This is a genomic window from Pseudomonas peradeniyensis (assembly GCF_014268935.2).
In the GTDB taxonomy this organism is placed as follows: Bacteria; Pseudomonadota; Gammaproteobacteria; order Pseudomonadales; family Pseudomonadaceae; genus Aquipseudomonas; species Aquipseudomonas peradeniyensis.
Genome location: NZ_JABWRJ020000001.1, coordinates 1,830,588 through 1,856,138, shown reverse-complemented (window position 1 = coordinate 1,856,138; position 25,551 = coordinate 1,830,588). Strand labels below are relative to the sequence as shown.

Annotated in this window: 22 protein-coding genes and 2 pseudogenes; 17 read left to right on the top strand and 7 right to left on the bottom strand. The window is 60.8% G+C overall.

The window, feature by feature from the left end; genetic code table 11:
- Positions 1-5: 5 nt before the first annotated feature.
- Together HU751_RS08050 and HU751_RS08045 are read right to left on the bottom strand one after the other, a co-directional pair.
- On the bottom strand, positions 6-827 hold the full coding sequence (locus HU751_RS08050; protein ID WP_186734370.1) for an aldo/keto reductase: 822 nt from the start codon (positions 825-827) through the stop codon (positions 6-8).
- On the bottom strand, positions 815-1,720 hold the full coding sequence (locus HU751_RS08045) for a LysR family transcriptional regulator (protein WP_050705129.1): 906 nt from the start codon (positions 1,718-1,720) through the stop codon (positions 815-817). The genes HU751_RS08050 and HU751_RS08045 overlap by 13 nt, the downstream gene beginning before the upstream one ends.
- Positions 1,721-1,838: 118 nt before the next feature.
- Here HU751_RS08045 and HU751_RS08040 point away from each other — a divergent pair, with 118 nt between their 5' ends.
- The 16 genes and pseudogenes from HU751_RS08040 to HU751_RS07970 all read left to right on the top strand — a co-directional run bounded on the left by HU751_RS08040 (position 1,839) and on the right by HU751_RS07970 (position 20,347).
- Positions 1,839-2,537 carry a CoA transferase subunit A gene (locus HU751_RS08040; RefSeq protein WP_110739717.1) on the top strand — a complete coding sequence of 233 codons (699 nt, stop codon included), beginning with the start codon at positions 1,839-1,841 and terminating at the stop codon, positions 2,535-2,537.
- A 35-nt stretch (positions 2,538-2,572) separates the two neighbouring features.
- Entirely contained in the window at positions 2,573-3,229 is a 657-nt protein-coding gene (locus tag HU751_RS08035) for a CoA transferase subunit B (protein ID WP_050705131.1), read from the top strand.
- Positions 3,230-3,366: 137 nt separating this feature from the next.
- The gene (locus tag HU751_RS08030; RefSeq protein ID WP_186734369.1) at positions 3,367-4,785 is read left to right on the top strand and encodes a short-chain fatty acid transporter; all 1,419 of its coding nucleotides are present in this window, start codon (positions 3,367-3,369) and stop codon (positions 4,783-4,785) included.
- 192 nt (positions 4,786-4,977) lie between these two features.
- Positions 4,978-6,687 carry a ShlB/FhaC/HecB family hemolysin secretion/activation protein gene (locus HU751_RS08025; RefSeq protein ID WP_217862536.1) on the top strand — a complete coding sequence of 570 codons (1,710 nt, stop codon included), beginning with the start codon at positions 4,978-4,980 and terminating at the stop codon, positions 6,685-6,687.
- A gap of 48 nt (positions 6,688-6,735) precedes the next feature.
- A pseudogene (locus HU751_RS08020) lies at positions 6,736-13,224 on the top strand (two-partner secretion domain-containing protein); the annotation flags it as partial.
- 1,317 nt (positions 13,225-14,541) lie between these two features.
- A pseudogene (locus HU751_RS27245) lies at positions 14,542-14,904 on the top strand (EndoU domain-containing protein); the annotation flags it as partial.
- Positions 14,905-14,910: 6 nt separating this feature from the next.
- The gene (locus HU751_RS08015; protein ID WP_133595281.1) at positions 14,911-15,165 is read left to right on the top strand and encodes a MafI family immunity protein; all 255 of its coding nucleotides are present in this window, start codon (positions 14,911-14,913) and stop codon (positions 15,163-15,165) included.
- A gap of 423 nt (positions 15,166-15,588) precedes the next feature.
- A complete protein-coding gene (locus tag HU751_RS08010) occupies positions 15,589-15,909 on the top strand; it encodes a hypothetical protein (protein WP_186734366.1) in 321 nt (106 codons plus the stop codon).
- 373 nt (positions 15,910-16,282) lie between these two features.
- The gene (locus tag HU751_RS08005) at positions 16,283-16,519 is read left to right on the top strand and encodes a hypothetical protein (protein ID WP_186734365.1); all 237 of its coding nucleotides are present in this window, start codon (positions 16,283-16,285) and stop codon (positions 16,517-16,519) included.
- Positions 16,500-16,769, top strand: a complete 270-nt coding sequence (locus HU751_RS08000; RefSeq protein WP_186734364.1) for a hypothetical protein — start codon at positions 16,500-16,502, stop codon at positions 16,767-16,769. Before HU751_RS08005 ends, HU751_RS08000 begins: the two co-directional genes overlap by 20 nt.
- A 443-nt stretch (positions 16,770-17,212) precedes the next feature.
- A complete protein-coding gene (locus HU751_RS07995; protein ID WP_186734363.1) occupies positions 17,213-17,959 on the top strand; it encodes a hypothetical protein in 747 nt (248 codons plus the stop codon).
- A gap of 97 nt (positions 17,960-18,056) precedes the next feature.
- On the top strand, positions 18,057-18,506 hold the full coding sequence (locus HU751_RS07990) for a hypothetical protein (RefSeq protein ID WP_186734362.1): 450 nt from the start codon (positions 18,057-18,059) through the stop codon (positions 18,504-18,506).
- A 378-nt stretch (positions 18,507-18,884) separates the two neighbouring features.
- A complete protein-coding gene (locus tag HU751_RS07985; RefSeq protein ID WP_186734361.1) occupies positions 18,885-19,088 on the top strand; it encodes a hypothetical protein in 204 nt (67 codons plus the stop codon).
- A gap of 322 nt (positions 19,089-19,410) precedes the next feature.
- Positions 19,411-19,698 carry a DUF8617 domain-containing protein gene (locus HU751_RS07980; RefSeq protein WP_496197678.1) on the top strand — a complete coding sequence of 96 codons (288 nt, stop codon included), beginning with the start codon at positions 19,411-19,413 and terminating at the stop codon, positions 19,696-19,698.
- A gap of 75 nt (positions 19,699-19,773) precedes the next feature.
- Complete coding sequence (locus HU751_RS07975; RefSeq protein ID WP_186734359.1) at positions 19,774-20,076, top strand: contact-dependent growth inhibition system immunity protein; 303 nt, start codon at positions 19,774-19,776, stop codon at positions 20,074-20,076.
- On the top strand, positions 20,069-20,347 hold the full coding sequence (locus tag HU751_RS07970) for a colicin immunity domain-containing protein (protein WP_186734358.1): 279 nt from the start codon (positions 20,069-20,071) through the stop codon (positions 20,345-20,347). The genes HU751_RS07975 and HU751_RS07970 overlap by 8 nt, the downstream gene beginning before the upstream one ends.
- Positions 20,348-20,620: 273 nt before the next feature.
- Here HU751_RS07970 and HU751_RS07965 read toward each other — a convergent pair whose 3' ends face one another.
- Both HU751_RS07965 and HU751_RS27010 read right to left on the bottom strand, forming a co-directional pair.
- Positions 20,621-21,175 carry an RNA 2'-phosphotransferase gene (locus HU751_RS07965; protein ID WP_186734357.1) on the bottom strand — a complete coding sequence of 185 codons (555 nt, stop codon included), beginning with the start codon at positions 21,173-21,175 and terminating at the stop codon, positions 20,621-20,623.
- 122 nt (positions 21,176-21,297) lie between these two features.
- Positions 21,298-21,426, bottom strand: a complete 129-nt coding sequence (locus HU751_RS27010; RefSeq protein ID WP_264082595.1) for a hypothetical protein — start codon at positions 21,424-21,426, stop codon at positions 21,298-21,300.
- A 248-nt stretch (positions 21,427-21,674) separates the two neighbouring features.
- On the opposite strand from HU751_RS27010, the gene ilvA reads away from it, so the two are divergent.
- Entirely contained in the window at positions 21,675-23,237 is a 1,563-nt protein-coding gene (ilvA, locus tag HU751_RS07960) for a threonine ammonia-lyase, biosynthetic (protein ID WP_186734356.1), read from the top strand.
- Between the two features lie 81 nt (positions 23,238-23,318).
- Here the strand turns inward: ilvA and HU751_RS07955 are convergent, their stop codons facing one another.
- The 3 genes from HU751_RS07955 to HU751_RS26810 all read right to left on the bottom strand — a co-directional run bounded on the left by HU751_RS07955 (position 23,319) and on the right by HU751_RS26810 (position 25,549).
- The gene (locus HU751_RS07955) at positions 23,319-23,588 is read right to left on the bottom strand and encodes a PAAR domain-containing protein (protein WP_186734355.1); all 270 of its coding nucleotides are present in this window, start codon (positions 23,586-23,588) and stop codon (positions 23,319-23,321) included.
- A gap of 3 nt (positions 23,589-23,591) precedes the next feature.
- On the bottom strand, positions 23,592-24,521 hold the full coding sequence (locus HU751_RS07950; RefSeq protein WP_225933248.1) for a hypothetical protein: 930 nt from the start codon (positions 24,519-24,521) through the stop codon (positions 23,592-23,594).
- 89 nt (positions 24,522-24,610) lie between these two features.
- On the bottom strand, positions 24,611-25,549 hold the full coding sequence (locus HU751_RS26810; protein ID WP_225933247.1) for a hypothetical protein: 939 nt from the start codon (positions 25,547-25,549) through the stop codon (positions 24,611-24,613).
- Positions 25,550-25,551 lie beyond the last annotated feature (2 nt).

Here is a 25,551-nt window from a genome sequence, read left to right as displayed (position 1 = left end):
GGGGTTCAGGCCATTGCCAGGCGCTGCTTGCGGGTCGGCGCGGGGAAGGCCTGGTCGATGGCCCGCAGGTCTGCTTCGCTCAACATCAGCCCTGCCGCCACCGCGTTCAGGCGCACATGCTCCGGGTCGGTGGCCTTGGGAATGGCGATCACGCCCTCCTGGCGCGTGACCCAGGCCAGGCTCACCTGGGCCGGCGTGGCGCCATGGCGCGCGGCGATGTCGCCCAGCACGGGATGTCGCAGCAGGCGTCCGGCCTGGGCCAGCGGGCAGTAGGCCATGGTCGGCAGGCCCTGCTGCTGGCTCCAGGGCAGCAGGTCGAACTCGATGCCGCGCTCGGCCGGGTTGTACAGCACCTGGTTGGTGGCGCAGGCGGGTTTGTCGAGCTCGCGCAGGTCGTCGAGGTCGAAGTTGGACACGCCCCAGCGGCGAATCTTGCCCTGTTCGATGAGGCGCTCAAAGGCCTCGACGGTCTCCTCCAGCGGATACTGGCCGCGCCAGTGCAGCAGGTACAGGTCGATGCAGTCGGTGCCCAGGCGTTCGAGGCTGCGTTCGCAGGCGGCCGGCACGCCGCGCCGGCTGGCATTGTGCGGATAGACCTTGCTGACCAGGAACACCTGGTCGCGGCGCCCGGCGATGGCCTGGCCGACCACGCGCTCGGCGCCGCCCTCGGCGTACATCTCGGCGGTGTCGATCAGGCTAAGGCCCAGCTCGATACCCTGTTGCAGTGCCGCCACCTCGGCAGCCGTGCGGCCAGGATCCTCGCCCATGTACCAGGTGCCCTGGCCGATGGCCGGAACGCGGGAGCCCGCCAGATTCACGTAACGCATGTCACCTCCTGTGGATGGGTATGGGTCAGCAGCACATCGAGCAGCGCCTCGGCAGCCTTGGACAGCTTGTGATCGCTCAGGGCGATCACGCCGATGCGCCGCTCCACGGTCGGTTCGACCAACGGCACGCAGCGGGCGCCGAGCTCCTGCATCTGCCCGATGCACAGTGCCGGCACCGCGCTGACCCCCAGGCCACTGGCGACCATGCGGCCGATGGTCGACAGCTGGTGGCTTTCGAAGGCCACCGCCAGCTTGCCATGGTTGGCGGCCAGGTGCTGCTCCAGCAGCAGGCGCACCGCGGAAGGCCGCTGCAGGGCGATGAAGTCTTCGGCCAGCAGCTGCGGCCAGCGCACCTGGGGCTGGCGGGCGAGGGGCGAGTCGGCGGGCACTACCGCGACGAAACGGTCCAGGTACAGCGGGTGGAAGCGCAGCGCCTCGCTGCTCTCGGGCTCGAAGCCGATGCCCAGTTCGACGCGACGGTGGCGCACCAGTTCCAGCACCTGCTCGTTGATCACATCGTGCACGGTGACGTTGACCTTGGGGTAGCGCTGGCGAAACACCTTGAGCGACTGCGGCAGCAGGTTGCCGGCAAAGGCCGGCATGGCCGCCACCGAGACCCGCCCCAGTTGCAGGGTAAAACGCTGGCGCAGCATCTCCTCGGTGTCGTCCCAGTCGGCCAGCAGGCGTCGGGCAAGCGGCAACAACACCTCGCCCTCGGGGGTCAGGCTGACGCTGCGGGTGGTGCGGGTGAGCAGGGCGCCGCCGAGGTTGTCCTCCAGCGCCTTGATGGTCAGGCTCAGCGCCGGTTGCGAGACATGCAGGTGCTCGCCGGCCTGGGCGAAGCTCTGGTACTTGGCCACGGTGACGAAGGCGCGCAGCTGCTTGACGTTCATGGGGCGGGCCCTTTGTTTTGTAAAAGTTATCAATCGATGATGAAAACAAAATTAACAAATCAGTCGACTACAGTGAAGATGACCGTACGGTTCCAACAACTACAAAAGGCGACTGAGCATGGCCGGACTGGACAAGCGTGTAGCAACTTATGAAGAGGCTCTGGCGGGCCTGACCGACGACATGACCGTGCTGGCCGGCGGCTTTGGCCTGTGCGGCATCCCCGAAAACCTCATCGCCGAGATCAAGCGTCGCGGCGTCAAGGGCCTGACCGTGGTGTCCAACAACTGCGGCGTCGACGGTTTCGGCCTGGGCGTGCTGCTCGAGGACCGGCAGATCCGCAAGATGGTCGCCTCCTATGTCGGCGAGAACGCCGAGTTCGAACGCCAGCTGCTCAGCGGCGAACTGGAAGTGGAACTCACCCCGCAAGGTACCCTGGCCGAGAAGATGCGTGCCGGCGGCGCCGGCATCCCGGCCTTCTTCACCGCCACCGGCTACGGCACCCCGGTCGCCGAAGGCAAGGAAGTGCGCGAGTTCAACGGCCGCAAGTACATCCTCGAAGAATCCATCACCGGCGACTTCGCCATCGTCAAGGGCTGGAAGGCCGACCACTACGGCAACGTGGTGTACCGCAACACCGCGCAGAACTTCAACCCGCTGGCCGCCACCGCCGGCAAGATCACCGTGGTCGAGGTCGAGGAGATCGTCGAGCCCGGCGTGCTGCTGCCCAGCGAGATCCATACCCCGGGCATCTATGTCGACCGGGTCATCGTCGGCACCTTCGAGAAGCGCATCGAAAAGCGCACCGTCAAGGCCTGAGCGCCGTCCTCAAGAACAACAAAGAGATCCTGACCATGGCATTGACCCGCGAACAAATGGCGCAACGCGTCGCCCGTGAACTGAAGGACGGCTACTACGTCAACCTCGGCATCGGCATCCCCACCCTGGTGGCCAACTACGTGCCCGAGGGCATGGAAGTGATGCTGCAGTCGGAGAACGGCCTGCTGGGCATGGGCGAGTTCCCCACCGAAGCCACCATCGACGCCGACATGATCAACGCCGGCAAGCAGACCGTCACCGCCCGCCGTGGCGCGTCGATCTTCGATTCGGCGCAATCCTTCGCCATGATCCGTGGCGGCCATGTCGACCTCACCGTGCTTGGCGCCTTCGAGGTGGATGTGCAGGGCAACATCGCCTCGTGGATGATCCCCGGCAAGCTGGTCAAGGGCATGGGCGGCGCCATGGACCTGGTGGCCGGCGCCGACAACATCATCGTCACCATGACCCACGCCTCCAAGGACGGCGAGTCCAAGCTGCTGCCCAAGTGCAGCCTGCCGCTGACCGGTGCCGGCTGCATCCGCAAGGTGCTCACCGACCTGGCGTATCTTGAGATCGAAAACGGTGCCTTCATCCTGCGCGAGACCGCCCCGGGCGTGAGCGTCGAGGAAATCATCGAGAAGACCGCCGGCAAGCTGATCGTGGCCGACGATGTGAAGGAAATGACCTTCTAAGCAATACCGCTGCAAGCGCCCCATCGCGGGGCAAGCCCGCTCCCACGAAGGACCACGCATCCCTCGTGGGAGCGGGCTTGCCCCGCGATGGGGCGACGCCGTTTCAGTCCTATAAAAATCAGAAAAAGGAAAACATCGTGGCCGCTGATATCCAAGACAGCCGCTCCGCCCGCTTTGCCCTGCGCTGCTCCAACTGGGCCGAACGCTGGTTCCCCGACTCCTGGGTGTTCGCCGCCCTGGCGGTGATGCTGGTGTCCCTCGGCGCCCTGGCCATGGGCGGCAAGCCCACCGACACCGCCAAGGCCTTCGGTGACGGCTTCTGGAGCCTGATCCCGTTCACCATGCAGATGGCCTTCGTGGTCATCGGTGGCTATGTGGTCGCCAGCTCGCCGCCCGCCGCCCGGCTGATCGACCGCCTGGCGCGGTTGCCGAAGAACGGCCGCTCGGCGGTGTGCTGGGTGGCGCTGATCTCGATGCTCGCGTCGTTGCTCAACTGGGGCCTGTCGCTGGTGTTCGGCGGCCTGCTGGTGCGCGCCCTGGCCCGTCGCAGCGACCTGAAAATGGACTACCGCGCCGCCGGCGCCGCCGCCTACCTGGGCCTGGGCGCGGTGTGGGCGCTGGGCCTGTCGTCGTCGGCCGCGCAGCTGCAGGCCAACCCGGCCAGCCTGCCGCCGTCGATCCTGTCGATCACCGGGGTGATTCCGTTCACCGAGACCATCTTCCTCTGGCAGTCCGGGGTGATGCTCGCCGCGCTGGTGGTCGTCTCGCTGGTCGTGGCTTATGCCACCGCTCCCGGGCCGAACAGCGCCCGCAGCGCCCAGGGCTGCGGCGTCGACCCGAGCTTCAGCGCGCCGCCGTCGCCACAGCGCACCCGCCCGGGTGAATGGCTGGAATACAGCCCGATCCTGATCCTGCTGCTGGTCGCCCTGGCCGCCGGCTGGCTGTACCAGGAGTTCGCCACCAAGCCTGCGATCACCGCGATCTCCGGTTTGAACACCTACAACCTGCTGTTCATCATGCTTGGCGCCTTGCTGCACTGGCGTCCGCGCAGCTTCCTCGACGCAGTGACCCGCGCCGTGCCGACCACCACCGGGGTGCTGATCCAGTTCCCGCTGTACGGCTCGATCGCCGCCATCCTCACCCAGGTCAAGGGCGCGGACGCCCAGACCCTGGCCCACCACATCTCGGTGTTCTTCACCCAGATTGCCACCCATGACACCTACGCGCTGCTGATGGGCGTGTACTCGGCGGTGCTCGGTTTCTTCATTCCGTCCGGCGGCGGCAAATGGATCATCGAGGCGCCCTACGTGATGCTGGTGGCCAACGACCTGCAATACCACCTGGGCTGGGCGGTGCAGATCTACAACGCCGCCGAGGCGCTGCCGAACCTGATCAACCCCTTCTACATGCTGCCGCTGCTGGGGGTGCTGGGGCTCAAGGCACGTGACCTGATCGGCTTCTCGTTCGTGCAGTTGCTGGTGCATGTGCCACTGGTGCTGGTGTTGCTGTGGGCACTGGGCACCACACTGCACTATGTCCCGCCTGTAATGCCCTGATCAGGCAGGCCCATCAGACGCCTGCTTGGGAGGGTGTCTGATGGGCGGACGGTGGACGGCTGCAAGCGCTATGGATCGGCGCTTGTGCAGCCGCTGGCGGAAAAACGGGAAAAGCTGGGTGATGGCAAATTGACGTCAATATGATGGCCACTTACTATGCGCGCCACTTTACGTTGATCACCAGAGACAGGTATGCCGGTACGTCTTCGCTCAGCGCGCAATTATGCGCGCTTCGCATTTGTTGCAACACTGTGCAGCCCGTTGGCCTGGGCCGTTTCACCGGGTGACCAGGACCTGATTCGCGAACGCCAGAACCGCCTGCTCGAAGAGCAGCAACGGCGGCTCGAGGACCTGCGCAACCTGCCCGGCGAAAGCGCGCAACCTACCCAGCAGCAACGGTCCGAAGATACCCGCTGCTTCGATATCCACACCATCGAGCTCAAGGGCGCCGACAGCCTGCCCGCCGCCGACCGTGAGCGCCTGCTCAAGCCCTTCATCGATCAGTGCCTGGGCGTCACCCAGCTCAACGCCTTGCTCAAGGCCATCACCGACCATTACCTGGGCCGTGGCCTGGTCACCAGCCGCGCCTACCTGCCGCAGCAGGACCTGTCCTCGGGTCATCTGCAGGTACTGGTGGTGGAAGGGCGCCTGGAAGGGCTGCGCCCGGACCCGGCCAGCGGCCTGAGCGAGCGTGAGCTGGCCATGACCTTCCCCGGCGATATCGACCAGCGCCTGAACCTGCGCGAGATCGAGCAGATGGTCGACCAGCTCAACCGCCTGCCGTCGAACAAGGCGCAGATGGAGCTGACCCCGGGCAAGGCCGTCGGCGGCAGCGAAGTGCTGGTGCGCAACACCCAACAGAAACCCTGGCGCGCCTCGCTGTCGCGCAACAACGAAGGCCAGCGCAGCACCGGCGAGCAGATGCTCAACCTCGGCCTGGAATGGGACAGCCCGCTGGGCCTGGCCGACCAGCTGATGCTGCGCGGTGGGCACGACGTGGTCAGCGACCATACCCAGGGTTCGAAGAACGGCGTGCTGTATTACAACTTGCCGTGGGGCTGGTGGAACTTCAGCTACAGCTATAGCGAGAGCGAATACCGCTCCCTGGCCCAGGCCAACGGCTTTGCCTTCAAGCAGACCGGCGACAGCCAGAACCACCAGCTGCGCGCCGAGCGCGTGGTGCACCGCGATGCCACCAGCAAGACTTCGCTGAATGCCGGCATGGCCCACCTGCGCACCAACAACTACATCGAGGACAGCCGCCTGGAAGGCAGCAGCAACCGCCTGAGCGAGGCGCAGTTCGGCATCAACCATGGCCGGCGCCTGGGCAATGCCTTCGTCAACGTCGACCTGGGCACTCAGGAAGGCATCGGCGCCTTTGACGCCCAGGACAATGGCCATCCACGCCCGGGCCAGCCGGTGGCGCGCTACCGCAAGTACAGCGCCACGCTCAGCTATGTGCAGGGTTTCGACCTGTTCGGCGAGCGCCTGAGCTTCACCAGCCTGGCCACCGGCCAGCGCAGCGAGGACGTGCTGTTCAGCCCGCAGCGCATCAGCCTCGGCGGGCTGTCGTCGGTGCGCGGCCTCAAGGACCAGTCGCTGTCCGGCGACAGCGGCGGCTACTGGCGCAACGACCTGCGCTGGACCCGTCCGGTGAACTGGCCGCTGCTGCAGCCGCTGGTGGCCGAGTACGGCCTGGGCCTGGGCTACGACCTCGGGGTGATCCGCAACGATCGCTACAACGGCGAGTACCACGGCCGTGCCAGCAGCCACTCGCTGGAGCTGTTCGCCCGCGGCCAACATATGGCTGCCAGCGTGACCTTCGCCCACAGCCTGGAACGCCCTGACGTGCTGACCGAAAAGGAACGCCCAGTGTATTTCCGCCTCGACTTCTTCATCTGACTCATCTGACTCACCCGACTCATCCCCGCCTTACCCACGAGATTCCACATGGACGTCCGCCTGTTTGCCTTCCTGGCCCGCCAACGCTCGGCCCAAATTCAGCCCCGTGAGCGCTTCTGCGGCCTGCCCAAGCGCGGCCTGGCGTTTCTGCTGGCCAACGTCATGTTCTGGCAGCCGATCTGGGCCCAGGCCGACGGTATCGCGGTCAGCGCCCCAGGCACCAGCCTGGGCCAGGCAGGCAACGGCGTGCCCATCGTCAACATCGCCGCGCCCAACGGCAGCGGCCTGTCACACAACCAGTTCAGCGACTACAACGTCGGCCAGCAGGGGCTGATCCTCAACAATGCCACCGGGCGCACCCAGGGCACCCAGCTGGGCGGGATCATCCTCGGCAACCCAAACCTGCAGGGCACGGCGGCCAGCACCATCCTCAACGAGGTGACCGGCAGCAACCCCAGTATCATGCGCGGCTACACCGAGGTGGCCGGGCAGAGCGCCCGGGTCATCGTCGCCAACCCCCACGGCATTACCTGCGACGGCTGCGGCTTCATCAACACGCCGCGGGTGACCCTGAGCACCGGCAAGCCGATCCTCGACAACGGCCAGGTGCGCAGCTACCGGGTCGAGGGCGGTGCCATTGCCATCGAAGGCACCGGGCTCGATGCCGGCAACCTCGACAGCTTCGAGCTGATCACCCGCAGCGCCAAGGTCAACGCCAAGCTGCACGCCAAGCAACTGGATATCGTCACCGGGCGCAACGACGTCGATGCCGACACCCTCAAGGCCAGCGCCCGCGCCAGCGATGGCAGCGCGGCGCCGAGCCTGGCCATCGACAGCACGGCGCTGGGCGGCATGTACGCCGGGGCGATCCGCCTGGTGGGTACCGAACAGGGCGTGGGTGTACGCCTGGCCGGCGACGTGGCGGCCGCAGGCGGCGACCTGGATATCGACGCCAGTGGCAAGCTGACCCTGGCCAACGCCAGTGCCAGCCGCGACATTCAGCTCAAGGCCGGCGAGGTGGAGCTGACCGGCAACACCTACGCCGGGGGCGAGGCCAACGTGCGCAGCGGCGGCGACGTGCAAGTGCGCCAGAGCCTGGCGGCACGTCAGCACGTGACGGTGGACGGCGCGCAGGTGCGCAACCAGGGGGTGATCGAGGCCGGGGTCGAGGCGGACCAGCGCCGCAACGATAATGCCGACCTGACCCTCACCAGCACCGGCCTGGTCAACAGCGGGCAGATAGTGGCCAGCCGCGACTTGACGCTGACGGTCAGCGATACCGTAGTGAACAGTGGCGGCGCGCTCAAAGGCCAACGCCAGACCCTGGCGGCCGACACACTGGACAACCGCAACGGCCAAATCCTCGCAAGCAGCGCGCTGAAGGTCACCAGCCGGGTGCTGGACAACCGCGATGCCGGCGTCTTGAGCAGCGACGGCAGCACCACCGTCAGCGCCCGTGAGCGCCTGGACAACCAGGGCGGCCAGGTGCTTGGGGTAAGCGAACTGCAGGTAAACGGCGGCCAGGTCAACAACGGGGTCAAAGGCCTGATCGCCAGCGATGGCCAGCTGACCGTCGACGTGACGCAACTGAACAACCTGGGCGGCACGCTCTCTGCCAGCCACCAGCAGCTCAAGGCGGGCAGCCTGGCCAACCGGGGCGGCAGCGTGGTGGGCAAGAGCCTTGTCGTCACGGCCGGTCAGTTCGACAACCAGGGTGGCAGCGTCGTGGCCACCGAGGGCACGGCGACCGTCACCGCGCACCAGCGCCTGGACAACAGCGGCGGCACCTTGCAGGCCAAGACCCACTTGCAGGTCGACGGCGGTGCATTGATCAACAAAGGCGGCGCCCTGCTGGGCGCCAGCGTCACGCTCGATGGCACCTCACTGGACAACAGCCAGAAAGGCCGCGTGGTGGCTGACGAGGGCGCGCTGAGCGTCAAGGCCAGCGGCGCCGTGAACAACAGTGGCGGACGCTTGCAGGCGACTGTCGCCAATGTGGACATTGACGCCGCCAGTATCGATAACCAGGCCGGCGTGGTGGTCGGGCAGAAGACGGTGAAGACCAGCGCTACCCACGGCACCCTGGACAACCGCGCGGGGCAGTTGCTCGGCAGCCGCCTGGAGCTGGTCGCCGACAGCGTCGACAACCGTGTCGGTGGCCAGGTGTTGGCCGGCAGCGAAGGCCTGCTGGTCAAGGCCGCCGCCGTGCGCAACCAGCAAGGCAAGCTGGTCGCTGGGGGCTCGCTGGCCGAACTGTTGCTCGGCGCAGGCCGCCTGGACAACCAGCAGGGCAGCCTGACCGCCAGCGCCATCACCCTGGTGGCCGGCGATGCCGACAACAGCAACGGCAGCCTGACCAGCCTGGCCGGCAACCAGCAACTGACCGTGCAGCGCCTGATCAACCGCAGCGGCCTGATCGAGGCCAGCGACACCGTGCAGCTCAAGGGCCAGAGCCTGGACAACAGCGGCGGCAAGCTGATCGCCCATGCCGGCGACAAGGCCAGCATCGCGCTGAGCGGTGTGCTGGACAACCGCGGTGGCCGTATTGCCAGCGCCACCACCGACCTCGAGGTCAAGGCCGCAAGCCTGCTCAACCAGGGCGGTAGCGTGGAGCACGCCGGGCTCGGCAGCCTGGTGCTTGATGCCAACAGTTTCAGTGGTAGCCAGGGCACCCTCAGCAGCATGGGCAAGGGCATCTGGACCTTTGCCAACGTCACCGGCGTGGGCACCTGGCACAGCAATGGCGCCCTGGATGTCAGTGGCCTGCAGGCAATCACTTTGGGCGCAGGCGAGCGTATCGCCAGTGCCAGCGACCTGCGCCTGGCCGGCACGCAGCTGACCAATGCCGGCGAGCTGGTCACCGACGGCAAGCTGACCCTGGAGATTGCCGGCGACCTGATCAACCGTGGCCTGTTCTCCAGCTTGAAGGCCATGAGCATCAACGGCGCCAACCTGACCCAGGACGGTGGCCGTATCGCCAGCAAAGAGGCGATGACCGTGCAGTTGGGCGGTGCGCTGAGCAACCGTGGCCGGCTGACCAGCAGCCAGATTCTGGACATCACGGCCGCGAGCATCGACAACCAGGGCACCCTCGGCGCCCAGGGCAAGGCGACCCTGCGCGCCAGCGGGGCGATCAACAACCAGCAGGACAGCCTGCTGTTCGCCGGCGGTCCGTTGGCGCTGCGCAGTAGCAGCCTGCTCAACCGCTACGCCGACATCTACAGCAAGGGCGATTTCAGTTACGCGGCGTTGGGTGGAGGCCGGGCGGCGAGCCTGCAGAACCTCTCGGGCAGTATCGAGAGTGAAGGCAGCATCGACCTCAAGGTCGATTCACTGGAGAACGCCAAGGCTATCTTCGTCCCCGGCCGGACCATCGCCGACCGCTACATCCGCATCAACTGCACTGACTGCAGCGGTCGTAGTCACTCCGGATCCTACATCGTCACCACCACCTACAAAGGCACCATCGAAAGCGATTCGCCCGCGGCTCGACTGCTGGCCAACCGTGACATGGCGCTCGATGCGAGCACGGTGGACAACCGCCAGAGCCTGCTGGCAGCCAACGGCGACCTGACCGCCAGTGCGGTGAACTTCCACAACCGTGGTCGGACCCTGGACAAGGAGATCGAGGAGGTCAGTTACTGGCTGCAGGGGGTGAGCAAGGGCGCCTACCGTGTCACCGAGGCGGCCACCAACGCCTGGAATGCGGTGAACCGAGGCCTGCCGCCGGACAAGCAGGCGCCGATACCGGCCGCCGTGACCATGTACCCCAGTGAAAAGCCCATTACCCGCGTCGAGCCCGGTACCGACACCGCCTACGTCGGCACCGTCCAGGCCGGTGGCACCCTGGCGCTGAACGTCAGCGGCGAGCTGGTCAACGGCACCCTCGATGCACAGAGCAATGCCCAGCTCAGCGCCAAGACCCTGGACAGTGCGGCCGTAGGAGCGGGTGGGGTACGCATAGTAATCGGCACCCAGGCCGGTGATCCGGGCTTGCCAGCCGATGTCAAACGTGTCGAAACCACGGCTGCCGACGGCAGCACCCAGATCAGCTTCGTCCCGGTCGACTTCAGCGGCGCCCCGTTCGTCAGCGTCGACCCGACCGCCTTGCCGAGTTTCCGTTTGCCGCAGGGTGAGTACGGCTTGTTCGTGCGTACTCAGGACCCGACCGCCCACTACCTGATCGAGACCAACCCCGAGCTTACCGACCTGGGGCGCTTCATGGCCTCGGACTATCTGCTCGGCAACCTCGGCTTCGACCCCGACCAGGCTTGGCGCCGCCTTGGCGACGGCCGCTACGAGACGCGCCTGATCGCCGATGCAGTGCGCGCGCAGACCGGCCAGCGCTTCCTCGCCGATGGCCTGGCCAGTGACTACGAGCAGTTCAAGTACCTGATGGACAACGCCGTGGCCAGCAAGGATGCCCTTGGCCTGAGCGTGGGCGTGGGCCTTACCGGCGAACAGGTCGCGGCGTTGACCCATGACATCGTTTGGATGGAAGAGCGGGTTGTCGGGGGCGAGAAGGTCCTGGCCCCGGTGCTGTACCTGGCCAAGGTCGATTCGCGCAACCTGCGTGGCGGTAGCCTGATCCAGGGGCGTGACCTAAACCTGGTCACCGGCGGCGACCTGAAGAGTGTCGGTAGCCTGCGGGCGAGCAACGACCTGACGGCCGTAGCCGGCGGCAGTCTGTACCAGGGCGGCCTGGCCGTGGCCAATGAACACCTGACCCTGATGGCCCAGGACAGCATCCGCAATGCCCTGGCCGGTGAGATCCGTGGCAACCGGGTCGACCTTGAGTCGCTCAAGGGCGAGATCCTCAACGACCGTACCGCTACCGAAGTGGTGGTGGGTGCGGGGAGCAAGACCCATCTGGATGCCGGCGCCATCATCCGGGCGCGTGGCGCCATGAACCTCAATGCCGCTGGCGACCTGACCAACAAGGGCCAGATCAGCAGCGGTGGCGACCTGAAAGCCAAGGCCGGAGGCGACATCAACCTGCTTGCCGTGCAGGATCGCACCATCACTCGCGAAGCCCTGCGCCGTGGGTTGCGCACGGAAGATACGGTCACCCAGCTGGGCTCCAGCCTGGAGGCCGCAGGCAACGTCAACTTGCAGGCAGGCCGTGATCTGTATGTCGAGGCGAGCAGCGCCAAGGCGGGCAAGCGCCTTGAAGCCAGTGCCGTGGGCAATATCAGCCTGGTGGCCGGTGAAGACTCCCATGCGATCGACAGCCGCAGCAAGAAAGGCAACAAGAAAATCCACGAAGTCGAGGAGCACAGCCGTCTGGTCGCGGCCAGCTTCAGTGCCGGAAGCGGCCTGAATGCCGTTGCCGGCACCGACGTCAACCTGGTGGCCAGCAATCTGCAAGCCGGTGACGAGGCGTATGTCTATGCCGGCAACGATATCAGCCTGATCGCCGGGCAGGAGCGCGACTACTCGCTCTACGACATGAAGAAGAAGGGAGGCTGGGGCAGCAAGCAGACCCAGCGCGACGAAGTTACCCAGCTCACCCATGTCGGCAGCAAGATTACCAGCGGCGCCGACCTGCACCTGGTAAGCAAGGGTGACCAGCTCTACCAGGCCGCCAAACTCACCAGTGGCGCCGACCTGACCCTGGACAGCGGGGGTGACATCACCTTCGAAGGGGTCAAGGACCTGCACGACGAGAGCCACGAGAAGAGCAAGTCCGACGCCGGCTGGTTCAGCATGAAGGGCAAGGGGCGTAGCGACGAGACCTTGCGTCAGAGCGAACTGGTGGCCCAGGGCGAAGTACTGATCAACGCCGTCGGCAAGATTCGCGCGGATGTGCGGCAGGTCAACCAGCAGTCGGTGCATGAGTCCATCGACGCGATGGTCAAGGCCGATCCCAAGCTGGCCTGGCTCAAGGACCTGGAAGCGCAAGGCGGCGTCGACTGGCGCCAGGTGCAAGAGATCCATACCAGCTTCAAGTACAACAACTCCGGCCTTGGCCCGGCCGCCCAGCTGGCCATCGCCATTCTGATGGCCGTGGCCATGGGCCCGGCGGGGTTGGGGCTGACAGGCGTGCCGTTGGCCGGTGCCACGAGCCTGGCGACTACCGGCGCGGCCAGCACCATCAACAACAAGGGCAACCTGGGCAAGGCGCTGAAGGAGACGTTCAGCAAGGACAGCCTGAAGAATGCCGCGATCTCCATGGCGGTCGCCGGGCTGGCGCAGAAGTTCATCACCCCGGCGTTGCGCGGCACCGATGCGGCATTCAACAAAACCAATGGTTTCAACCTGGGCACCCTGGAAGGTATCGGTGGCTTCAGCCTGCATGCCGGTGCTATCGGCCTGACGTCCGGTCTGGTCAAGACGGCGGTCAATGGCGGCAGCCTCAGCGACAACCTGCTCCAGGGGCTGGTCTCGCAAGCGGCGACCGTCGCGGCTGCCGTGGCCTTCAACAACATCGGGACCTATGCCGACAAGCAGGTCAGCATGGCGGAGTCGGCCAAGGACAACAGCACTGCGGCGATGTGGAAAGAAGGGGGTATTGGCCGCACCACACTGCACGCACTGGCCGGTGGCGCCATTTCTTCGGCGACGGGGGGCGATTTCATCACGGGTGCCGTGGCGGCGGGGGCCAGCCAGGCCATGGCCGGCGTGCTCAAGGAGCGTTTCGCATCCAAGCCCGAGTTGCGAGAAGCGTTCGCCCAGCTGATCGGCATGACCTCGGCCGGCTTGGCTGGGGGCGATATCCACAAGGGTTCTTGGGTCGCGCAGATGGCCGACCAGTACAACCGTCAGGCGCACCCGGACGAAATGCGCCTGATCAAGGGCCAGGCCGAGGCGTTGGCCAAGGCGCAGGGCATCAGCCCCGAAGAGGCCGAGCAACGCATGGCCCGGGCATTCGCCTACCTCACCGACAAACAATGGCAGGAGATGTTGACCAAGGAAGGCCTGGTTATCGACCCCGTCACCATGAGGTACCTGGCCCAGGCACTGACGCCACTGGCCAAGCGCTTCGACGTGCCCCAGGCCATGGGAGACGTCCCGGTAATAGAGGACCCAGACAAGCGTTACACCACGGAGCAGACGCTAGGGTTGCTGGAGGCATATGCGACGAACCACAGCGCTGACTTCAATAATGCAAGGTTGAATGGCGAGTTCACGCTGACGGGTAAGGGGGCCGACTATTACCAGAAGAACCTGAACTTCGAAAAAGTCGACTTGGGCGGGGACGCCGTAGGTGCAGGCAAAGGGATTGGCGATGCCCTGAGTGGCGTCCTCAAGGACCTTGCCGGGCTGGCCGAGGGACTGGTCAAGCAACCTGAGCGTACTACGACAGGAATACTTAATGAACTGATGACCTCGGCCCGCGACCCGCAGGCAGTCGTCAAGTCGTTCCTGCAGGCCAAGCAGGATGCGCAAGTGCAATCACGGTTGCTGCGCCTGCAGGGCAAGTCCGAGGAAGCGGCAAGGGTCGAGATGGACTGGCAGATGCAGTTCTACATGAACTTCGTCGCGGTCAATCGGGTGGCCAAACTGGGGCAGGTTGCTAGAGCGCTGGCAGCCAGCGAGGAGGCGGCGAGGGCGGGCACCGTGGCCGGTGCGGGCGCTGCAGCTCGAGAGGTGGTCGGGCTACCTGCCTGGTATCTCGATGCCAGTGGGGTTGGCGCCAATGTGGCCAAGCTGGATGGATACCAAACCGTATTCAACAGCAGGACGGGCAGCTTTGAATACCTGGCTTCGGACGGAAAGCTGTATTTCTATACGGAGTCAGGGCTCAAGCCGAAGGTGGGGGGGAACCTTGCTGAGCTGGCGGCGGCGGAAAGGGATATCATTGCATCTAGGCCCGGGGCAGGTGCGTCAGGCTTTGGTGGTGCAAAAGCGACTGGAAAGGATTATGTCGATATTCTTTCCCCTGAAGCTAAAAAACATATTTTGTATGGCGACAAGCCTGGAAGTGGTGGCCATATGTGGCCAGGTCAACCAGGGAAGACAGTTTTCCCTCAGAGTTGGTCGGCAGTTAAAATAGTTCACGAGGTTGGCGACATTGCGACGTCTCCTAATACCAAGTGGTACGCCCAAACAGGAACTGGCGGGATTTATACAAGCAAAGGCGATCCTGCCAAATGGGTTGCTTATGAAGTGCGTGACGGAGTTCGTATGCGTGTTGTTTACCAGCCAGCTACAGGCAAGGTGGTCACGGCCTTTCCCGATAATGCACCAATTCCAACCTATAAGCCCATAAAGTAGGTCTCTATGTACGCTGATCGTATTGTCAAATTTGGAGAGCGATTCCAGGGGCGGCTAGATTCTACGCTGCTTCAGGGAGCATTAGATTATGTCGGATATAGTGAAGAGAGTCTGGCTTTCGAGATTTTGTGTGACCATATTTGCGAATATGATGTATCTATAAGTGATGAGGAATATGCCGAAGCTATTCAATTGGCCTTGGATATGGGGTTCTCTTTGGAAGAGGGGCCATTCAAGCATCTGAAGGGCTTGAAGTCATAGATTTACTGTTGGTGCAAAAGGGGGTGTAATCCAAAAGGGTTTTTCAAGTGCAGATGATTTCGTGCGCTTTGGCACAGATACGCGAGATGGTTTGGCACGTGCTGGCTATGAAAATATAGAGCCAATTCTTCAAGGAAGTGCCGTAACAGGTAAAAGTCTAAAACTGGGGAGGCATTTGACGTTGGCGGACTGAAAAGGGGACAGATTTATTTTCTACTCTGATTTCTGCCTTTGCATAGCCGAGGCGGCGACGAAGCTTGATGTTGAAGATGTTAGTGAGGACGCCTAGCGCTGGAAATGGGGCAAGTCGAAATTTAGAGTGTGAAAAATAAATCTGTCCCCTTTTTCGTTTGTCCCCTTTTTCGCTGCCCTTTTTCGCTCCTTTTCGCTGGTCCCCTTTTTTCGCTGTATGAGCTTGCAAAAATGACTGTTGCGTATGATTTGTATGGTGCGAAAGATTTAGGTCTTCTCTCGGCGAAAGTTAATGTTGAACGAACCTTGGGAGAAGCTTTCGAGGAAAGAGATAGCTCTTATCAAGGAGGTATTTATTATGTTTTGGGTGGGGGTGATGCAGAGGTTTTTGTTCTAAAGCTGAATGTTGATCCTTTCGATGGTGATGCGGTAGAACAAAATTATCCGGACTATACGGTCCTGCTTTATATAAATGCTACAGATCGTTCATCTGCTTTAGAAAGAATTATGAGGCAGGCGGGGTTTAAGTTGCTTAGGCATGAGGTGTTTTAAGAGTCTCCATGGTATTTGGTGAAAAAACTGGGGTAGTGGTGGGTGGGATGTCCAGGCGTTCAAATGACTGATAAGAATTTGAACTGTTTAAGATCGTTTTTGCACCAAAATCCATTTCGGATGAGGGCGTACTTGAGGGATTTTGGAGCGGCTGTCCGGCTTCTCTCCAAGCCTCAGTTTTTGCTGCTTGGTCGGACCACGATAGTAGAAGTGCTCAGGAAGAGTGTGAAAAGGGGGCGAGGGAAAAGAGGACGAATTTATTTATTCTACTTTAATCTCTGCTGTTGCATGGCCTAGGCGACGGCGAAGCCTAGTGTTTAAGGACTCAGTGAGGAGGTTGAGCGCTGAAGGCGGGGCGCGCTGAAGTTAGAGCATGAAAAATAAACCTGCCCCCTTTTGGGTCAAAGTAAATCAAATTCGCGGCACATGGATGGAGGGTGCTGGTAGTGTCAATACTGCTCAGTATTTACAGAATGTCGCGAATGGAATGACAAAAGAAAATGCTGCTTTGAATACGTGGGCTGGTCGGATGTCTCAGAAGTATGGGTATACTAAGGTCTTAAAGGTTGAGGACGTTAATGGGGTGATCCATGCTACTTTCGGAAAATAACGATTTGCTGGTGCAAATTCTGGGTGGGATGCTGCCAAGCGTTGTGCTAAATAGAGTGCTGGAGGGAAATCCAAGATTGGATAAATATGATTTGGCTAATATTCTTCTTGGAGAGTGCGATCTCTTGGATAGTAAAATTCTTTCGGTTGTTTGGAATTGGAAGAGTGTCAGGTCAAATAGGGGAGTGTCTGATGAGGTATTTGATGAAATGGTGCTTGCGCACATGAGGCTTGCGGGCTACAGGGTATAGGTTTGCAGGTGTTCTCGTTGAGTTTTATGCGAAGTAGAAATATTGAAAAGAGGCGGGCTGAAAAGGGGGCAGATTGGCTGAAAAGGGGACAGATTTATTTATTCTACTTTATTCCCTTCTGTTGCATGGCCTAGATGACGGCGAAGCCTAGTGTTTAAGGACTCAGTGAGGAGGTTGAGCGCTGGAGGCGGGGCGCGCTGAAGTTCGAGTATGGAAAATAAATCGGTCCCCTTTTTCGCTCGTCCCCTTTTTCGCTCCTTTTTCGCTGGTCGGCTGCTTCGCGCTTGAATTCAGGTGTAAAGGTACGGCGTTGCTTGGTCATCAGACACCTCCCTGTGGCGAGCATTTTCGCCTAAATGGGTGTCCGGTTTCATTAGACCACTACACGTTGATGTCTGCAGGTACAATCCGTTACAGGTGATCTGGCGAGGTTTTGACAGCTTATGAAATCATATATCCAAGTGGCAATCAGAACAAAAACCGAAACGACTGGCTGGGGTGTTGGCGAAAAGCTTATTGATTCGTTGAGCCTGAACGGAGGGTTACTGCTTCCGGAGCAGGTGTCGGATAATCCAGATAAGTTCACGGAGTCTTTCTTGGAAAAGGCCTTGTGCGAGCGTATTTGGGCTGCTAAGGGGTCGAGTCGTGCTAATGGCGTCTTGTCGGGCTTTTATCAGGGGTTTGCCTGGAGAAGAAAAAAATCGATCAAGTCCTTGGGCAGTGTTGTTCATGCATTTAGAAATGCTCGTGGGCAACGTGTTCCAGGGGAGATTGCCTTCAAGGCAGCGTATAGCGATAAGGTTGATTGGTATTCGCTCTTCAAGGTATGGTGTGAAATTTTCCCTCCTCAACTTGCAATGCTTCATCCTTTTACTGACCCCGAGCTAAACCCCGCAGAAAGGACGGGTAGCTTTCAGATCGGTTCGTTCAATGCTGCATTGAAACCAGATATTCCGAATGTCGGTTGGGGGATGTTTTATGGAGACGAATTTTCCCAGGAGGTCAATGCAGATCTCATTGCGGCATCAGGCTTTCCTGTTGAGAGAATAGGTAATGGTTACTTGGTGAGGGTTACCAATAATATTCAAGATGTGGTGGATGATTTTTCGTTGTTTTCAAAGCGCCGCGCTGAGCTTAAGCGTTTGTTTCGAGAAGGGCTTTTTCTCATCAAGGAAGAGCCTTCGATTTGAACATCATCGACACTGGCCTCGCGCCAGTTTTTTCCTCGCTGGCCTCAGGACCATGCGATAGTTGACCCCTACAGACGAGCGGGATATTGAGTCGAAGATGGAATCACTGTCTGAACAGTTTCAAAAAACACAGGGTGCCCCCGTCGAGCGGGACGGGCGTACCTTTGTCCCCATACACAAGATCCCATTACGGGCAGGCCGCAACACGTTCGTAGTTCGCCGCCTGGCGTGCAACGCGCCCTCGGTGCCGGGGCTGCGTATCAAGGCGGTGAAAGGGGACATCGAGATCAATGAGCAGTCCCATGCGGAAGTCATCCTGTGGGCCGATACCAGTCCAGATGTTGTCACCTTCGATGTGAAGGCAAAAGCATCGGCAGAGTTGAGACTCTGGAATGTCTGGCGTGCCGGTGATCTGGTTCAGGCATGGGTTGGAGAAGCTGGGATTTCGGTGACGCAGGCAGGTAGTAGTGTGAAGCTCGAATGCAGCGGGGGGGATGTGAAGCTGAACTGCGCCGTATTGGTGGTTGAGATTGAGCTTGTGGAGTAAACGCCACGTTGTCTGAGGGGCGCGCAGGCGCTGGGGCAAAGCTAACGCGGGCAAAAAAGGGGATGCAAACGGTTCGTTGCAAGATGGTTGATGGACTTGAGCGCCGTGGGCTATCCGCAAGGTTCATGGAGTTGTTTCCGTTCGAGGAAGTTGTCAGGGCAGGGCTCAGAAGCCCAAGTGAGTTTTGGTCTGGCCTGGCTTTGAACTGGGCCCTGTTCGTCCCGCGATCTCAGGGGCTGAAGCAGGAACTGGACGCGTTGAGCACGACGGGGGAAACTCAACAGATACGGCATGCAGCCAGGAAAATAGCCAGACGGCTAAACGCATCGTGACCTGAGCTCGCTTCTAACATGAGCACTGAAATGAACAGGCGATCAAATGGCAGAACGCATTGACTGGGAAAGCCGCGGAAAAACCATAGAACAACTGATCCGGGAGCAGCAGTCCTTCGAGAATCAGCAGCTGCTGGTCGAGCTCTCGCTGGACAGTGGTGAGACCAGCAAGCCAATCAGTGTGGTTGTGAAGGGCAGAGGTACGTGCGTGCTGATGTACGTGGACAATTCGCTGGAAGAGCAGGGGTGACAGCAGCGATTAGGGTCTGTACGAAATGTGTCTGCGCGAAGGCCAGACAAGGCGAAACGGGGGGAGGAAGCGGAGTGTACTGGAGTACATGAGCATTCCGAGCCCCGTTTCAACGCAGTATGGGCGAGTGCAGATACATTTCGTACAGAGCCTAGCACAATGAGTTGGTTGCAGCCAGGCTGGGCAAGGGAGACCTGTGCCAAGTTTGAGAGATTTCAAATGGCAAGAATGAAGGTCGGCGATGTGTTGCAAGTATTGACCTCGTAAGAAGCTATGCGTAAGTAACTCCTATGCTGAAGGCTTTGATTCTTTTAATGCCTGAATGCTGGAATTGTTTGAGGGATTAACGTTGGCTAAATTTCTATGCAGGTGCACTCATGTGATTAGCCTGGTCAGCTCTCCTGTTTCAGAGGAGTTTACGCTGGTTCCGAACAAGCTGTTGTACGAGCTGGCGGAACAGGCTGACAAAAGGAAGGTTTCATTTGAGGCGTTTTTCGAGCAGATAGATGCCCTGAGCAGAGATGTTATTGCCTGCCCGGAGTGCGGACGCATCTGGATAAAGAAGGAGGGCGAGCCAGAGTACTACCCTTACCTTGAGGAAAGGGCCTGAGCGTGCTGCGTACATGATAGCGCAGGGGGCTGGGTCTGGAGTTTCCATGTTTTCACATCTTCGACTTGGGTGTCTATGAAGTTTTCCGTGCTCTCTCATCTACTGGGTTGCTACTTTCATCAGGATTGGCCGGAAGAATATTTCAACAGCGCTGAGGCGTTGCGCAGTATGCTTGTGGACGAGCGAAAAGAAGTGCTTGTGGCAGGTGTGCGAGAGATTGATGAGTTGCTGGATTTCAGTTTCTCTGAGGAGGCGCTTGAATATATAGTGGTACGGGAAGTAGGTTGCTTTTTTGCGCCCGACTCAGAAGGTCTGGATTATGCTGGTTGGCTGCGTATGGTTCGGGAGGTACTGACTGATGGTGATAAAAATGGATGAGACAATATCGTCCTATATGATCCTGATCAAAGGCTATTTGGCTGGAGCATATTCACTTGAGCGATTTTCCGAACTATATTTTGAACTTTTTAAAAACGAGCAGTCTCCTCTTTTCGAGGAAGCCTATGGCATACTAGACAAGCTGTTCGGCGATCTTGATGCTTTCACGACGAATGAGCGCTTGCTTCAGAGCGATCCAGATTATTATCTTGGCGCAGAGCAGGTTCGCCATTGCATTTGGTGTGCTTACGAAGCACTGAAGGGTTGTTGATGCTCACCTCGCCGCAGGAAGAAGAGGCACCGCTGACCACAGAGAACCCAGGTGTAGAAATCACGGACATGGAAACTGACTCCAACAGCGCCGGAATCTTCATGGAGAAAATAAATCTGTCCCCTTTTGGTAGAGCCTAGTCCCAGGCTTTGCACATTCCCCTGTAGGAGCGGCCTTGTGTCGCGAAAGGGGTGCGAAGCGCCCCCAGGATTCGTGCATCAAGCTGATATCGCTGGGGCTGCTACGCAGCCCTTTCGCGGCACAAGGCCGCTCCTACAGGGCTTGGCGTGACAGATGGGCCGTTGGCACTTGGTCTACCAGCCAGACACCGTTGTCGGCTTGGTAGAACACTGTTCCTGCTGCGCACATGGCCCGGGTATCGACCGTGAGCAGCACCGGCTGACCATAGCGCTTGCCCACCGCCAGCGCGGTCTGCGGGTCCTCGCTCAGGTGCACATGGTGGCGGCTGCCGGGGATGAGGCCCTGGGCTTCAATGGAGGCGATGAAACGACTGGCGGTGCCGTGATAGAGCAGGGCGGGTGGCGTCTTGGCGACGTGGCGCACTTCGACCTGGGCGCTGCTGTGGCCCTGGGCGGCGCGGATGCGGCGGCCATCGTCGGAGAGGGTGAAACGACGCTTGTCATTGGTCTCGACCACTTCACGCAGGGCGTGCAGGTCGAAGGCATGACCTTGCCGGCCGGCGCCGTGGATCAGCGCGTCGACATCGGCCCAGCCGTCGCGATCGAGGGACAGGTCGATGGATTCGGGGGCGTGGCGCAGTACGTAGCTGAGGAATTTGCTGAGGGCGTCGCGTTGTTTCTGGTTCACTGGAAAGGTCCTTTTCCATGGCTTCTGGTCGTTTGGGTCGGTACATTCTCCGGGTTCGGGGTTGAGTTCTCAAGCGTGCAGATGGCCTGTGGGAGCGGACTCCCACGGGCACGTCGCTGACACTAGCCCTGACGCAAGGCGTCGAGCAGCGTCTTCATCTGGTCGCGGCCTTGGGCATCCAGCCCGAACACCCGCCGCCGTGGCTCGTCCACCGGCAGCCCGGCCATCTCCAGGCCTGCCTTGATGATCACCCTCGCCAATAAATGTGCATACAAACACTCAAACCAACACGCTTGAGCCAAAGCTGAAGTCCTTGACTTGCGCCTGTCCCCCACGCTAGCTTCCCACCCCATGAACCTATTCCCGCAGCGTCGCGCCCTCAGCATTATTACCGCCATTATCAGCTTGGCGGGCTAGCGCACACATGCACTGAACCCGCCCTGGAGGCGGGTTTCTTCTCTCTGACTCCTGGGCACTACAAAAAAACCAGGAGTCATCGATGACCAGCCTCAGCGCCACCCTGCGTACCCCGGCTACGCCCCAGCAACTGCTGTCCGAACAAGTGCGCCGGATTCTCTCGGCCCCGGTGTACGACCTGGCCATCGAAACCCCCTTGCAAGCGGCGCCGGCCCTGTCGGCCAGCCTGGGCAACCAGGTCCTGCTCAAGCGCGAAGACCTGCAACCGACGTTCTCCTTCAAGATCCGCGGCGCCTACACCCGGCTGTCGCGCCTGACCCCCACCCAGCGCGAACGCGGCGTCATCACCGCGTCGGCCGGCAACCACGCCCAGGGCGTGGCCCTGGCCGGCTCGCACCTGGGCATCAAGACCACCATCGTCATGCCCACCACCACCCCCTCGCTCAAGGTCGAAGGCGTGCGTTCACGGGGTGGCCATGTGGTGCTGCACGGCGAAAGCTTCCCCCACGCCCTGGCCCATGCCCTGCAACTGGCCGATCGCGACGGCGCGACCTTCGTGCCGCCGTTCGACGACCCCGACGTCATCGCCGGGCAGGGCACCGTGGCCATGGAGATCCTTCGCCAGCACCCCGGCCCGCTGCATGCGATCTTCGTTCCGGTCGGCGGCGGTGGCCTGATCGCCGGCATCGCCGCCTACGTCAAGTACCTGCGCCCCGAGGTCAAGGTGATCGGCGTCGAGCCGGAGGACTCCAACTGCCTGCAGGCCGCCATGGCCGCCGGTGAGCGGGTGATCCTGCCGCAGGTCGGCACCTTCGCCGACGGCGTGGCGGTGGCGCAGATCGGCGCGCACTGCTTCGAGCTGTGCCGCCACTTCGTCGACGAGGTGGTGACGGTCAGCAGTGACGAGCTGTGCGCGGCGATCAAGGACATCTACGATGACACCCGCTCGATCACCGAGCCCTCCGGCGCCCTGGCCGTGGCCGGCATCAAACGCTACGTGGCCCGCGAGGGTCTGCAGGGCCAGGCCCTGGTGGCCATCGACTCCGGTGCCAACGTCAACTTCGACCGCCTGCGCCACGTGGCCGAGCGCGCCGAGCTGGGCGAGCAGCGCGAGGCGATCATCGCCGTGACCATCCCCGAGCGCCCCGGCAGCTTCCGCGCCTTCTGCCTGGCCCTGGGCAAGCGCCAGATCACCGAATTCAACTACCGCTACTACCCGGGCAAGGAGGCGCGCCTGTTCGTCGGCGTGCAGACCCACCCCCAGCACGACCCACGGGAGCAGCTGCTAACCAGCCTGCACGAGCAGGGCTACCAGGTGCTCGACCTGACCGACAACGAACTGGCCAAGCTGCACGTGCGCCACACCGTCGGCGGCCACGCGGCGCCGGGGGCCGGCGAGCGGGTGCTGCGCTTCGAGTTCCCCGAGCGTCCGGGGGCGCTGCTGGGCTTCCTAGAGCGCCTAGGCAAGCGCTGGAACATCAGCCTGTTCCACTACCGCAACCACGGCGCGGCACAAGCGCGGGTGTTCGCCGGGCTGGAGGTGCCGGACGACGAACTGGCCAGGTTGCCACAGGCGCTGGACGAGATGGGCTATCAGTACTGGGACGAGACGGAGAATCCGGCTTACCGTCTGTTCATGGGGTAAACATGCCGCCACTGGAGCAGTGTGGGAGCGGGCTTGCCCCGCGATGGCGACGGCACTGCCAGCCAACCTCCCCTGGTTAGCTTACGCTCTGGCATTACTCGGCCTGCAGGAAGACAAAACGCTGCAGCCACACGCCAGCTGCGCAGGTTCGAACACCAAGGGGATGTCGTTGAACAGCACGGTGTTGTCAGCGCTGGATACCAGCGCGAACTCACCACCGTGCAGCGCGCAGGCTGCGCGATCGCCGAGCACACATTGCGGCACACCATCGATCAGTACACCGCGGCCCTCGATCATCCGACCGCCACCGCTGTGACGGTCACCCTTGCGAATCGCGCCGTGTCGGGCCATGGCTCAAGGCTCCTCGATTGTGTGCATGACGGCTTGGTAAAGTCCTTCCGGCATGGCTTGTGGATCGTATTTGCAGACTGCAGCCATAAAACGTTCCAGCAACTCGTCTTTTTCAAGCCGGGTGCCTGGCGGGCTGGTGAGCTTCGCGTACGGGGTTGTCATCAGTGGGTGATCAATGAAGGGATTGCTCAGGCCCAGTGATCGTCGCAGATTGAGGATGGCGAGAATCTCGGCAGCGTAGACGGCCTCGAAGGGAGAGCCAAATTCGAATTTACCTGAATCAAGTTCGCGGGAGTTGAGGGCGATGCGCTCGACATGGGTGTCGCAGGCTGCCATCAGGATGGGTAGCAGTTTCGCTGGATCGGGCTCGCGCCAGTGGGCGACCAGTTGACCCCAGGCTGGATCACGGGGCAGGACGTGCTTGTCGAAATCCAGTGGTTTGCCCAGCCAGTCGCCAATGATTGCCAGACCGAAGGCGGCGTATCGGAGAGTGGTGCCGATGGGACGGTCGTGACCATCCCGAAGACCATAACCATTGTTTAGCCCATTGAGGACAACGTTATAAAAAACCTCTAGAAGTTGGTGCTGGCCATTTGCAGCTGCACAGAACATAAGATGAGTGGCCCCATCGAGGGTGGAAATTTCTGAGCGGTTGGTGTTTCTAAGTCGCTCAATCAGTATGGCGTCGCTGATAAGCATTCGTGCTGTACCAGATCTAAGGTTTGCGGAGGAAATGATCTTGTTCTCCGTCATCGCTAACAGGAGATTTCTTTTTACTTCTTTCAACCCTTGCCTGAAAAGAGCGTCACAGGCCAAACCAAGTTCACCACCATTGAAAAGGTAATGGTCAAGATGGTGGGTGTGGTAAGGCGTAATGTCTGATGCCCAATTTCTCAGGTCGTGCAGGCTGCGCTGCAAGCGATTTTTTTTCATGGTTAGTTCCACATGTTCAGTTGTATGTCGTTGGATGCTCTGGTAGTGATTATTTGGTGCGGCGTGGATGTATCGGGAAATTACCGATCTCAACCCAACGGTGGTTTCTGCAGTACTGCTTCGTAGAGCCCCTCTGGCATGGCCTCCGGGTTGTACTTGCAGACAGCGATCAGAAAGCGGTCCAGCAACTCGTCTTTATCAAGTCGGGTGCCCGGCGGGCAGGTGAGCGCCGCATAGGGGGTTGTCATCAATGGGTGATCGATGAAGGGATTAGCCAGCTTCAGTGATCGCCGCAGGTTCAGAATGGCGAGAATCTCGGCAGGGTAGACGGCCTCGAAGGGAGAGCCGAATTCGAAGTTGCCTGAATCAAGTTCGCGGGAGTTGAGGGCGATGCGCTCGACATGGGTATCGCAGGCTGCCATCAGGATAGGCAAGAGTTTATCGGGGTCAGGCTCGCGCCAATGAGCAACCAGTTGGCCCCAGGCTGGATCACGGGGCAAGGCGTGCTTGTCGAGGTCCAGTGGTTTGCCCAGCCAGTCGCCAATGATTGCTAGACCGAAGGCGGCGTAACGTAGTGTGGTGCCGATAGGGAGATCGTGTCCATCACTTACTCCATAGCCATGCCCAAGGCCTGCGAAGACAGTCTGATGAACTGGGTGAATTAAGTTGAACTGGCCACAAGCCAGTGTACAAAGCATGAGGTGGGTAAGGTCATCCAGTGTTGCAAGACCTAATTCTTGAGTGCCTTTAAGTTTATGTGTTCGAATTGTGTCTGCGGTAAGCATTTTTATGATTGCATTGGAGAACTCCATTCTGGTCGCAAAGTGTTGCTTGATTGTGGCTGATGCTAGGATGCTCCCTAACTCAGTCATACCTATTGAAAATAACTGCTGGCTTGCTTTGTGGAAGTTTCCGGTTCCATTAGCATAATCAATGATCAAATGTTCCCTGGCTGGGAAGCTGCTCATTCCCCAAGAGGGAATTTTATCAATGTTTTTCTGAAGGCGTACAGATATGTTTTTTGTCATTT